8 protein-coding genes and 1 pseudogene are annotated in these 12,952 nt (G+C 57.9%); 3 read left to right on the forward strand and 6 right to left on the reverse strand.

The window, feature by feature from the left end:
- Nucleotides 1–213: 213 nt before the first annotated feature.
- Both C0Z16_RS34615 and C0Z16_RS34620 read left to right on the forward strand, forming a co-directional pair.
- Nucleotides 214–708, forward strand: a complete 495-nt coding sequence (locus C0Z16_RS34615; RefSeq protein WP_102636489.1) for a hypothetical protein — start codon at nt 214–216, stop codon at nt 706–708.
- A 319-nt stretch (nt 709–1,027) separates the two neighbouring features.
- Entirely contained in the window at nt 1,028–1,951 is a 924-nt protein-coding gene (locus tag C0Z16_RS34620; protein WP_102636490.1) for an alpha/beta hydrolase family protein, read from the forward strand.
- Nucleotides 1,952–2,140: 189 nt separating this feature from the next.
- Here the strand turns inward: C0Z16_RS34620 and C0Z16_RS34625 are convergent, their stop codons facing one another.
- The 6 genes and pseudogenes from C0Z16_RS34625 to C0Z16_RS34650 form a co-directional block, all read right to left on the reverse strand.
- Nucleotides 2,141–2,425: a PAAR domain-containing protein gene (locus C0Z16_RS34625; RefSeq protein WP_102636491.1), complete on the reverse strand. Its 285-nt coding sequence runs from the start codon at nt 2,423–2,425 to the stop codon at nt 2,141–2,143.
- 213 nt (nt 2,426–2,638) lie between these two features.
- Nucleotides 2,639–3,094, reverse strand: coding sequence for a hypothetical protein (locus tag C0Z16_RS34630; protein WP_102636492.1), 456 nt, complete (start codon nt 3,092–3,094; stop codon nt 2,639–2,641).
- A gap of 251 nt (nt 3,095–3,345) precedes the next feature.
- Nucleotides 3,346–4,314: a DUF6708 domain-containing protein gene (locus C0Z16_RS34635; RefSeq protein ID WP_102636493.1), complete on the reverse strand. Its 969-nt coding sequence runs from the start codon at nt 4,312–4,314 to the stop codon at nt 3,346–3,348.
- A 10-nt stretch (nt 4,315–4,324) separates the two neighbouring features.
- Nucleotides 4,325–6,886, reverse strand: a complete 2,562-nt coding sequence (locus C0Z16_RS34640; RefSeq protein WP_102636494.1) for a T6SS effector BTH_I2691 family protein — start codon at nt 6,884–6,886, stop codon at nt 4,325–4,327.
- A gap of 36 nt (nt 6,887–6,922) precedes the next feature.
- Entirely contained in the window at nt 6,923–7,726 is an 804-nt protein-coding gene (locus C0Z16_RS34645; RefSeq protein ID WP_102636495.1) for a DUF4123 domain-containing protein, read from the reverse strand.
- 8 nt (nt 7,727–7,734) lie between these two features.
- A pseudogene (locus C0Z16_RS34650) lies at nt 7,735–10,277 on the reverse strand (type VI secretion system Vgr family protein).
- A gap of 511 nt (nt 10,278–10,788) precedes the next feature.
- Here C0Z16_RS34650 and C0Z16_RS34655 point away from each other — a divergent pair.
- Entirely contained in the window at nt 10,789–11,121 is a 333-nt protein-coding gene (locus C0Z16_RS34655; RefSeq protein ID WP_146014402.1) for a hypothetical protein, read from the forward strand.
- Nucleotides 11,122–12,952: the final 1,831 nt, after the last annotated feature.

A 12,952-nucleotide genomic window follows, 5' to 3' on the forward strand; every position in this document is an offset into this window, starting at 1 on the left:
GCAAGTACTTCCGCAGGGTCGACCAGACGGACCGAAAGCCGTACGTCTTAACTGAGGCAATCTCTTACTCCTTACAACCACCTTCACAGACCGGCTTTCCTTTATTCCCTTGACCGAACGGCCCTTTGAATGCTCTCATGGCGACCGAGAACATAGCGAGCTGAAAAGCGATTCGAATATTAAAAGCCGCGACGACGGCGGGGAAACGACAAGATGACAAAAAAGATAATGGCAATGCTTGCGGTGCTGGGGGCGGTTGCGTCAGCTCAGTGGGCCGCTGCACAGACAGTTGCGCTTCCTGATTTGGGATTCAAACTGGGAGACGACGTGGCGACGGTCAAGGCCGCTCTGAAGACGACCGCGGAAACCGAGCCGATGGTTAGGAATGCGGCTCTACCGCCAAACTTTCCCGACCCGAACAAGGGGAAGACCATTCTGCATCTCCGAACCAGGGGCATTTGGGCATTCTTCGGCGCAAACGGAAATGTTGAGACGATTCGCCTTGACGCACCGTTCGCTGGCAATGTTCTCGGCATCAAGCTGGGTGATGATGCCAAGAAAATTACATCGAAGCTTGGCAATCCCGCCAAGAAGCCTTTTCCCGCTTTTCTCGTGATGCAAGGGTATCAATACGCCCTTGATGATTCCGCATATGCCACATTTGATGTGAATGACGATGGTGTGCAATTTATTCTGGTAACCAGATAGGCATGGGAAACCGCAAGCAGCCTGCCTTGGCTTGCGACTTCGTCGGTGCGGGCATCTGTTGCTGTGGCACGGAAATGTCAACGTCACCATCCGGTGCCGGGCGTTGTCCGGAACTGCATCAGTCAGGATAAGCGCAGCGGGTCGACTTCAGTATGGGTCCGTCGGCGCGAGAACGTCGCAAGAGGCGGGAAAAGGCAGCCAGCACGTTGTTGCCCGGTCCCGCGAACCCAATGGGCGAGTTCGTCCCAGTGGCATTGGCGCCGCAGCCAGGCGCAGCTCGCATTCAACATTGGTTCAGTAGAAGCTGCCCGGAGAACTTATGCAAAACCGGTTGGGCCGATTTCGATTGGTTGTCAGCGTCATGGTCTTCGCTCAGTGGCAATACCTCGCAAACGCCGCTGAGTCCGACCCGATTGCGACAGATTTGCACGAGACTGTGGTGGCCGTGCCGATGATGGAGAAGGGGCTTTTCGGGACCAGCCAGCGCGAAATCGTCGCGACGACCTATATGCCCGATGGCGCTGGCCCGTTTCCTCTTATCGTTCTGAGTCACGGCAATCCGCCAAACGCACATGACAGGATAAAGGTTGGTCGTTATCGCAAGATTACGCAGATTCGCGAATTCGTGCGAATGGGCTTCGCCGTTATCGTTCCCATCCGGCGCGGATATGGCGCCACAGGTGGTAGGTTCGCCGAGAACACCGGCTCATGCAGAGCGCCTGATTTTGAGGCGGCCGGAGCCGAGGCCGCAAAGGACCTGCTGGCCACAGTGGCCTTCGCAGATACGCTCCCGCAAATCGGCCGCGACCGCGTGATACTGGTTGGGCAATCTGCAGGCGGATTTGCATCACTCGCTGCCGCCAGCTATGCCCCCAAAGGTGTCATCGCGGTGGTCAACTTTTCCGGCGGACGTGGCGGTCGCCCCGCTACAAATCCCGGCGACCCTTGCGCACCTGAAAGAATGGCCGATGCAATCGGACATTTTGCGGCCACAACACACATTCCCGTCTTCTGGCACTATGTCCAGAACGACCTGTATTTCTCGCCGGATGTCGTTCGGACGTGGTTTAGCGCTTTCCAGGCTGCGGGCGGACATGGTCAACTCGTTATTGAACAACCGTTTGGCCGTGACGGACACGGGATGTTCGCTGTCGACAGTGCCATTCCAATCTGGGAGCCGGGATTTGAGAGATTTGTCTCTTCCGTGTTGCTCTCGACCGCACCCGGAACACCGGCACCTTGAGCGAACGCACGCCGAGCGCCCCAACGCCTAGAATCGACGAGCTTGGCAGAAAATAGCTGCAAGGTGGTCGCAGAATTCGGCAGCGGAGTGCCGCCTGCTTCCGAAGCGGTCTTTGGACTCGTCAGTTGGAATCCGGAAGACGGAGATTTCTTTCACGCTTTTTTTGCGCCGCAAGTGTGTTAGTGCCAATCAGGCTGCCAGCGAGCCCATGGTCTGCGACGCCACAAGCTTCGGAAGGGGCTCGCATTTGCAATGGCATAAATCGTTCTCGAGCGCGACCTGCTTGCCCATCACGCTCATCATGTGAGGCGAGCCATCGCTGACGATGATGCCCTCGGTGTTGCACGTGTGGCACAACACAGGCGCCCCAAGATAAGCCAACGGCCGGCCGTCGAACGACGAACCAACGATGCCGTCGAGCACCACACCATTGTGGGTAGTCTTGTCGTCTTTCAGGATGAATCTGCGGCTCATGGTAAGACACCCTCCTTTCCTCGACACATTCCGATGAACGATGTAGCGCGTTTCTGCGCGGGGACGCTTGCGGTAAGGACCCTCGCGAATCCCATCAAATGCGGCTTCCGATTTAACATCGACGCTGACGGCGGATATCACATGACCTCAACGTCGCTTTGGTGAAATCGCGATGCTGTGGCCACGAGTTGGCTTTTTGACGTCGCACCGGACCTAGCTGCCACTCTGACCCGATTTGCGAAGCGCCTTCGCGTTCTCGATATCCTGCTTTTCCAGCGCTCGCAGTCCCGTCACGACGGCGTTGTCCTGGCCAAGATGGCTCTCAAGCACACCGATGGACATCGCGTGCGTGGCGCAGTCGTGCAGCCCCGCCTTGAGCGTGCTTTCATCCAACGTGTCTTTGCCATCATCGGTCTTCGCGTCCGACCATACATCGCCTGACGACCAGGAACCACTTGTCCCATCCTGTTGGATGCGGGCGTGAATGGCGTACTGCCCCGGCTTGAGCCCGATGCGCGCAGTCCAAGGGTGGTCGACATCCGGGAATTTGATGGCACACTCCTGCACGGCCGAGTCACTGCTTTCGAGTTGGACCCACTGGGCATCATGCGGGGCCTCCGTCTTCGCGAGCGTGGCGGCTGCGCGGGGCGAGTGGGCTGTCTGATGCACTGTGGCAGGCTGTGAGAAGAATCAGCGCTGTGGCGCAGAGGAGAAGACCGCATTTCTTTTGCATCGAATATATGGTGACAAGTTGAATGTTGACGTGTTTGCCCGCGTGCGCGTTAGTGCCCGGAAGGCAGTGACGCTACGACACTGGTTGACGTATGACCTCAGCGACGACGCAAGTTCTTGCAGTTCACTCATGCGATTCCGGGCAAGACAGCGGCAGCGTGTTCAGACAGCAGAGGAAGCGCCTAACCTCAGGCTTGAGCCATTGCGGCGGACGCTAAGTTGCCGCAGGCGGCTTCCACCTCGGTCGGCCATACTGGTTCCCGGCTCGTCAGTTGCGCGACGTAATGCAGTATCGACAGCAGGAATATCGGCCCCGAAAGCAGGATGGTGAGACCGCGCATGGCACCGCTGGCGCTGCCGACAGCTCCTATGCCGTAGAACCAGACGCTCATTGAGGCGCGCAGAGAGGGGCCGCGCGGAAGATACCGCTCGACCTTCGGTAGCGCGCCCGGGCCCTGCTCCATGTACCGCCGGATGAACTCGAAGTTGGCCTGAATCTGATAGAGGACCTGTTTACCAATTGGAGTGGACTCGTCTGCGCCATTGACCGTACGGGCACCGAAGCTGAATGTACTGACAATCTTTTTTCCGTCGTCGTCAAGCACAAAGCAGCGCATCAAGGTTGGCGCTCCCCCGGCCAGGTTGTTGGAAAGCAGCCGGTGCGGGTAGAAAAACGCCTTGTCCCAAGGTACAGCAATTACTCCGCCCGGCCCGTTGTGCCGGAAGGCATACACCATGCGCGTCTGGCGATTGAAGCGCACGGCCTTGTGCCTGTAGTTGAAGCAATCGCGCAGCAGTATCACAACCGTAAGCACGCAGCACAGCACCGTAATCACGGTGAAGACCCACATGACGGCGCTGAACACCCCCTGTTCACTGTTCCTGACCATCGCCGGCGTATCGACAATCGCGCTCTGCACGGCTTCCACGGTGAGTAAAGCAAATGCCGGGAAACAAAGCAGGAAAGCAAGAAGGCCCCAGCCAACTTGCGGGTAAGAAGCGTCGCAGACTTCGAGATAAACATCGTTCATCCCGAACACGGTGTAAGCATCGGCAGCTTCATCGACGACAGGCTTGTGAACATTAACGCGCCGTGCAACCTCTTCCTCGGTTAGTGGACGGTTGATTCGAATCTTTGTTAGGTAATCGTACGCCATGGTTCCTCGCTTATGATGTCAGCGCTTCGAACTGCTTGCGTTCGTCGAGTTCTGAGAACTTTTCCGCCGCTGTACCGAAGACGCACTTGCTGAGCCATTCCTCGATTTCCCGGTGCTTCTTCCATGCTATTAAAATGCCGATAACGACCAGTACGACCATAAGCGCAAAAACCAGGACGGTCGCGCCGGCAATCATGGCAAGGCAAAGCAGGCCGTTTGTAACGGCAGATGCAAAATACATGGAGGCTAGGCCCGCATGTCCGGACTCTCGTTCGGTCTTGAATTGCTGGAGGTCATACCACGCCCCGACCAGTCCGGCTACCGCGCCTACGACACGGAAGGCAAATTCGATAACGGTGCCCCATTTCAGCAACAACTGTGAATATCGCCCGCCCAGATTGCCAAACGCCCGCATGCCATGACCAGCCGTCTGGAACGTCGCCGCACACGTTGAGACAATAGCCGCAACGAACTTGTCGTGGTTCTCCTTGCGGTTCAATGCATTGGACTTTGCCAACTCCTTGCTCGCCAACATCCAGTTCACCGCGTTGAAGATTACCCCGATGATGCCGTATCCAACTTCACCCTGTGTCGCAGCCCGAAACTTTGGAAGAAAGCTCGCATTGATGTTTTCTTCCGTCAGTACCGCGCGCACTCCCGGTGCAAAGATTGCCGCTCCTCTGCCACTGAGGGAGGTCGCGCCAGATGACGCCTGGACAGCCTCTTCCGCATTGAAGACGATGAACTGCGGCACCTTGATTGGACCATCCTTGGGCGACGAGTTCTGGAAGGTCTTACGCAGGTTGGCGTTCAACGAACCAAGGCTCGGGCGTTTATTTGCAGGCATCTGCTCGTACATCTGGCGCGCCATATAGGAAATCCACTGGTTGACGGTTCCTTCGACGGGCTTGTAGATGATGGTGGTGCGCGAGCGCAGACCCATGCACGCCGTGAAAACCCTGACACTCGCCGTATCACCAGTCTTGGCGATAAAGCCGGCAATCGGGCCGCCCAGCTCATGCAGCATTCCAGCCACGGCCTTGTCGGCCCGCAGAATCAGCCCCTGACCTTTCTTTTCGAGAATCTCGTTGGCAGCGTGGTTCAACTCGACGAGCTTCGCGGAAGGCTCCCGCAATTCAAGCAGAGGGAGTCCTGCCGCCTCCTTCAGTTTTTCAGCTGACGGGTCGTGGTTCAGAATCATCGAACGCAAAAGCGGATTGTGACGGTCCTTCAAGTCGCCCTTGGCCCATTCGAGGACCAGGTCATAGACCACCTTGCGGTCCGCCGACCCATATATGCACGTGTAGAAGAGTTCGGCGTAGTCGACGCCCTTTGCTACATCGAGTTCATGATAGTCCCACGCAAACACCGTCCTCATCTGCGTGCCCTTTAGCCAGGCGACGTAGTCGTCTGCGAGCGGGGTGAGAATCGTGTCTTCCACCTTTTGCATCTGCGTCTTCATGTCGTTGCGGAACTGCGTCACCGCATTCTGGCTGTACGCTTCGGTGTACGGTTTCCAGGCTCCGTCCTTCACCGAATTCATCTCTCGTTCCTTCTGTTCGTCGATGGACTTGATTTGCTTCTCGTAGGCCTTCCCACCATCAAACAGGGAGTAAAGAGCGTACGATTCAGCTGTCTGCCCCTTAAGCTGCTCGGCGGCTGCGTTCTCGTCTTCCTCTGCACTTTCTTCGATAGAGGATTTCATTCCGTCAATCGCGCTCGCCGTCCACATTTTTCTCTGATACGGCTTCATGGCCGCACCCATTGCTACAAACTGCTCGGCGTTGAGCTCCTGCGTGATGCCAGCTGGGTCCCAAAGTGCGAAGAAGACGCCATTGCCCTTGTCGTGTGCGTCCGTAAATTGCTTGAGCCCGCCCGCTTCGCTTGCGCGGTCCTTGAAGGCAAACGGCGAGCAAGATGCTGCGACGTCCACGCCGCCCTTGTACTCGAGCACATAGTCGGTAACGTGCGCAATGGTCTGGGCATGCTTCTGCGAATGGTTGCCGCTCGCCCATCCCGCTGCATCGAAGAGCTGCATCCGGTGGTCCCTGCAACCATTTTCGTTGGCTTCATAGCGCTTGCGCACAGGGGCCGTCCAGCGTACGTCGCTGAAAGCAAGATAGACCTTGCCGGCCTTCTGCGGATGGTCGATGCTGATGTACTGCGCGAGTTCCTTGTGCCCGGTCTGCTGACAGTTGAATCCTTTCTCCTGGGTTTCGGGCAGGTCGACGTCGAGCGGGTAGTTGAAGACATAGCCCTCGGACGTCACGCCGTAGATTTGCCACTTGCTTTGGGAGGGGTAATAGACGTGGATGAACCCTTTACGCACCGAGCGCAAGAAGTAGGTCGCCTTCTTGGGACCTACACCTGTGACGCCGTCACGAAACGGTCCCTTCGGCAACGCAAGCGCCGTGGCCGCGCCGAGATTGTGAGCATTGGTCGCGGCAGCTGCCGCATACCGTACCGGCAGAATCAGAAGACCCGTCTTTTCACACATGTTGCAGGACTTCTGGCACGCTGCATTGGCTTTGGCGTTTGCCGATGCGGCCTGGACCTTCGGAATGGTACCCATAGTTACTCTCTCTGCCTTGCGTTATGTGTTGTTGCGTTACGCGTACAGCGCCGCTTCCTGCGCAATCTGCGCCCAGTTTTCATCGGTCCACAAAGCGGTGATTTCCGAGTACGACGACGTCTGCCCCGGCTGAAGCGCCGCGGCGACCTTCGGATGTCGGTCGAAATTCGGTGAGACCAGCAAGCCCTGTACGGCAAACACCGTCAGGTCCTCTCCCGCGAGGCGATATCGGGCGCCCTTCGTGAACAGGGCGTCGAGCTGACGAGGGGTGCGCTCATCAACGGGCTCCCCAGCGTTCCGGATGGACTGCAGTGCCTGCTCGATGAGATGCAGGCGGCGCAGCGAGGCCCACTGGTCAGTCCACGGCGACAGGCGTTGAGCAGGCGCGACCGCCGGACGCTCCACCGTCAGCCATCCACCGCCTGAGAAATAGCGCCAGCGCAGCACTGGTCCGAACACGAGCGATAGCTGTTCCGGTCGAAGCACCCATCCAAGGTTGCGAAACACCCGAGGGTCGTAGAATCGGAATACCGAGTGGCCCTCGGGTTCGCGCGGCAGCGCAAGCATGCCACTGACGTGCCGCATCAATGCATCGGCGCTTGCATCAGTCTCAAGCAGCGCGCAGACGCGCGGTGCGAGGCCCTCCTGCAGGTCCCGAGCCGCAATGGTCTCGATAGCCGGAAGTTGCTGTTCAGGGTGCTCCACTGCGTAAAGCATCGGCATCACCCCTTTGAGTTCCGGCATCGCAGCCGGGACAATCTCGCCGACTTCGTACAGCCGTGGCGCCATGCCAAGGTCAACGAGGCCGTTGTCGGGCTCCACAATCAGGTACTGGTCCATGGGTACGCCTAGTCGACAATGGCCGCACCGGCCTGCGAGGCAGAAGCAAATTTCTGCGCACACGCCTCAGTCACGGGCAGTTGTGTTGCGGCATTCTCACTCGCCGGGCCCTGGAAAGAATGCTGGGTACCTTTGATTTCGACCAGGCCGGGCGCATGCACATAGATGTTGCCCCTGCCAGGCGAATCGTTGCACCACCCGCCATCAGTTTGATTTCCTTGTCTGCCATCACATTGACGGCATCAGAAGTCGACACAACCTTGACAGTCCTGTCGGCCGTAATCTCGACGTTATCGGACTGGGCCTGCAGCTCGACCTTTCCTTTGCCTGCGAAGAGCTTCATGCCCGAGTTCTGCACGAAGAGACTGAGTTTTTCGCCCACGCTTGCGATGAGTGACTTGGACGCGGCAATGTGCGTGCTTGCGCCACTCACGATGTTGACGTGCTCCGTCGCCGCGGCCTGGATGGATTTCTGCGTCGAAAGGCCGATGCCGGAGGGGCTGGCGAGCAGCATCACGGGCTGAGCGAATCCGTTCGCCTCGCCAGTTCCGCCACCGGCCGTGTTTCCGCCAACCGCGTTTGCCTGCCGCGCGCTCTGCGTCGCGGCTGCGAAGTCGTTAATGGTGTCCTGTGCGTCCTGCAAGCCTTCGGCCTGACCGCCTGTTGCGACTTCGGAGCGCCGCTCAACGACACCGCCCGAATCGACGAGGTGCTGATGTGCCTCCTTGACATCGAGCGGCTGGGTCGACGTGCCGACCCGCGCGTACGTCGACAAATACATACCCTGCGAAGCGCGCACAGCTCCGTACGAATCGGTCTTCAGGTCGAAGCCAGTCCCAAGATAGTTGCCGCGCGTATTGCCTTGCTGGTCAACGAGGTAGCCGAGATGCAAGTAGCTCTGTGACGTGCTGCTGAAAAGCTGCGCACGGTTCTGGCCCGTCGAATCATCCATGACAAGCTGGTTGTAGCCTGTGCCCTGAAATTCCTTCGATTTGTAACCCGACAGCAACCCGTTGGAATGCCATTGCGGCGTCTGCTGTCCGTTGAACAGACTTCCGCTGACGACCGGGCGGTCACAATCGCCATCCAGGTAGACGATTCCCACTTCATGTCCCACACGTGGGACAAATACACCGCCGAGCGTTCCGCCGGCATTTGGTGACATGACGCGCAGCCAGCATGAAGCCTTTTCATCGCCGCCGTTCAGCCGGTCCCAGTGCATTAGCACTTTGACCCGGTTGAGGCTGTCCGTGAATACTTCCTCCTGATTCGGGCCGACCACTGTCGCAGTCTGGGTATGCATCAGGGGCTTACGGTGTTCGAAGGGACTGCGAAACGGAACAGTGCGTCGCTGCGTTTCCAGTTCGACGAGGAAGAAACCTTCGCCATCCAACGCATCCTTTACATTGAAGACGTCCGACGAACCCGCGTGATATGAGCGAGCCTCGGCAAGTTGTGACTGCAGGCTATGACGGAACTGTGTCCCGGTCGAAACGGGCAGGTTGTTCTCGATGTACCAGGTCACAGCCAGAATCGCAAACTGACGATTTTCTGGGCTGTCGGATGCGAGAGCGGTTGCGCCCTCAAGCTGGAACCAGCGCCCCACATCGGCTCGTCGCACGCTGCCCGTCGCAAAGAAACGCTTCGCGCGGGACTCCCATTCTTCCATCCGGGTCTTCGACAACACGTCGCCACGAGCACTGTCGCCGTAGGTATAAGCACCCGTGTACTCGTAGACCTCCGCCTGGTCGGGCAGGTCACCTTGCTTGTCAACGGTCGGCGTGGACAGCTCTTTCTTGAAGGTTGGATTCTTGTAGTCGAATGTGCGTGTGGTATAGCTCACGCTCTGCAACGTGCGTGCTCCGCCCCACTGGACTATCGCATCCGTTTCGCTTCCAGCGCCCGCTCGATAAAACGACACATCTTGCGGAGCAAGGGCTTTAACGGTGTAGAGGTCATCCGTGATGACCAACGTATGTGCCTTGCCGTCATCCGCCTGCTCAAAATAACCGAAGAGACCTTCGGCCTCCATAATCCGGTGCACGAAGTTCCAGTCGGATTCGTATTGAACGCAGAACGACCGCGGAGGTAACTGGTTACGGAGGTCAAAGCGATAGGCGCCGCTCGACTGGGGATGCTCGTCAAATACCGCCGAGATAATGTCCTCTGCTGTCTTGTCCTGGAATATCCGCGCGTCGCTGCGAAATTTCAGGAAATGCAACCAGGATGAAAGGCTAATCTGGTAAAGCTGAACGCTACCGTCAGAGCCCAGAAATCGTGCAGTGTGGACATAGCCATGACGTGGCAGATACGACGAGTCATTCTGTTGCGTCCAGAGCGTCACCGGCTTCGCGATGAGGGATTTAAGCTCGATGGAATCCTTTAGCGACGCGACATCGACAGTGAAGTCGTAGTTTCGTCCAATGCGTGAAGTGCCCACTACCCGCACTGGCACAAGCGCATTTCCGTCCAACGCAGTATCCAGCTTCAGCAAGCGTCGAGATTGGCCCATCCCCGCGCCCAGCACGGTTGCCAGGTCATTTACCGTCATTTTCCAACTCCACCCCAGATTGCCACGCCGACTAATATGATGAAAACTATTTCCGGACAATTTTTGTGAAAAAGCGTGCGATTAGCTTACAGCTCCGGAATTTGTTTGCGAGACATGGGGAAGAACGGTATTTTTTGCCATTTAGAATTTATTGCCCCTAGAGAAGGATATGATTACCGGTGAACGATGCATGATGCTCGCGTAATCAGTGCCTTCAGATTATTAAATATTGCAATTCACGGCAGTGATTTTCGTTCTGGATTCATACTGCGTCGGTTTCGGAGGGTCATCGACGACAAGACTCCACAAGATAGAAAACGGGAACAATGTGCATGGATTTCGGGGGCCAGCACCAGAATCAATCGATTTGCGGTTTTTATGCCAAATGAATAGAAACAGAAACAGGGGACGTTATGTATCCAGCAGGACATCCGCAAAGGCCACGCTTCTACCACCGACGTTAGAATCTGTCCGTTCTCTTTCGCTACGCAATCACCTGGCGCTCGCGGCATTGCGAGCAGGCAATGGAAACGGGCACCTGCTGAGCAACCTCATACGCGTGCTGTACCTGGCCTGGTATCTTCGGGAAGCAGGCTTCGGAACGGTCGACCAACGATTGTTTCCAGAAGCTGCCGAGGCACTCGAGCGTAGCGCAGCGCGTGCGACAGCAGACGATATTTGGCAGGTCAGTCCAGATGACGCGACAATTCTCGAAAGGCTGCTGGCGCTTCATGACCAGCAACTGGCAAGTACACCTGTCGGCGTCATGCTCGAGGCACAAAAGCGGCTTTCGCGATTCGCAAAGAGCGACCGGAAAACGCCATGGCAGGACACTGGCCCATAACAAAGGAAAACGGCGCGTGGCGCTCACGTGCGCAGCGCGCTTTCGTTAGGCATCCTCTGACTCCGGAGGGCCAAAGCAATACGACGTTTGCGGCGCGCCGCTAGATGCAACCCCTGACTTCGCGCTCGGCGCGCCGCTGGCGAAGCGGAAGTCGGGAGAAGTGGCGCCGCGCAGGTACGCTTGACCATCAGCACGCCTGCGCAGTTCTGCCGAGGAAAAGGGCAATGAACTCGTGGGAACCCGTTCCGAAATCAGGTATGAGGCCGCGCTCGCTACAGCCCCTATCGCAGAGCCACCCGTAACCGTCGTCCCGCTCACGTGCGGCCGGCGGGAGACGGGTCGACAGGTCGCCTGGGAGCAGGACATAGCGCTTGTTGCCCGAGTCAAAAGTCGTCGATTCCATGCCTCGCCGACGTGCGCCTTTAGCGATGTTGACGCCCCGTGCAACTCGCTGTTAGCGCGCTTGGCCGTTTTGCCTTGGGCCCCCCTGTGGGCTGTTGACGTCGCTGTTCGCGCCGCCACGTGTACCCATATTCAGACCATTGGTCTTGCCGCGGTTGGAGCGTACCGTCGAAGGGTTACTGGGCGCCCCACGGATGCCATTGCCCATGACATCCGGAGAACCGTATCCCCTCTCGTTCGGGTTCTTCATCCAACCGGCGCCGACACCGGGTGTTGCCGTCCCGCCAGCCGTGCCGCCGGCTTGTGCGTATGGTATTGCCGACAAAGCCATCACGAGAGCCGAAGTGCAAAACGTCCTACCGATATGTGTCATGGCTTACCCCCGGAGAAGATGTCTCATGCAAGCGTCTGCCGCTCACATGACTAAGGCGCCGCATAGTTCGTGCCTTCTGTCGCTCATTCGTCGCCTTTACAACGGCAGGCAGGCGACAAAATCGACAACGGAAAACTCCCGCAACGCCGTCGCGTCCGAAAAATGCCGCCCCTCGCGACGGTCCTTCGCAAGGCCTGGTGCTCCGCCGCGTCCTGCAGTGCAGCGGGCTGTTCGTGCGGCTCGACTCTGGTGGCTTCTGATATGGATTGACGCGTGCTTCGTGGGAATCGGCGCGTCATTTCGGCGGGCCGATTCGCATGTACAACACGTGAAGAATCGCGATAAGGGTTGCCGGTTTAATCGTTTGGCCAGAAAGTTGGCCGCGTTCACATGCTCTCAATCGGGAGTTCAAGCTAGGGCCAGCTCAGCTCGCCTTCAAGAATCCATTGGCGCTCACTCTGATAGCCGGTTAATTCGCAATGTGCCGGCACCCTGCAGCCCGTTGAATTTACCTGTCGCTCCGCTGACTCGAGCCAGGCTCGTGGAACAGGAATGTCGTCGGACTTGGCGGCGTGAGAGAGAGGCGACGGGGCAAAACTTTTTGCGCCATCGAGAGCCTCCGTATAGAGAGAACCACCACTCTCCACTTTGAAGGGAATGCCGAGGTTCGCGCCGTAGAGCTTTCGGCTTGCCCCCGCCCGCTGTACGGAGCGGAGTACAAGTCACCAGGTGTTTGAGAACTGCGAGCTACGGGTGATATGAAACAGGAACGATAGCAGCGCGGTGACGTTCACATCCTCATCGATTGGCCTCAGGAAGAGGAAACCAGTTCGGCGGCAATTCGGACACCTGACCGCCGGAGAGGTCTGGAAGCAAATGCGCATCATCGAAACGTCAGCGGCCGCACCGCGCCCGTTGACAGCGTCTAATACTACAGCCGTAGATACGCCGGAGGCACGCCACCGCGTCGCCGGTAGTGACATTGCTGGGCGCGGTATTGATGTTGACGCCGCCAGATTGACCACGACATCACATGCTCAATGGAGTGGAGCGTTC

The organism is Paraburkholderia rhynchosiae, from assembly GCF_002879865.1.
Taxonomy (GTDB): domain Bacteria; phylum Pseudomonadota; class Gammaproteobacteria; order Burkholderiales; family Burkholderiaceae; genus Paraburkholderia; species Paraburkholderia rhynchosiae.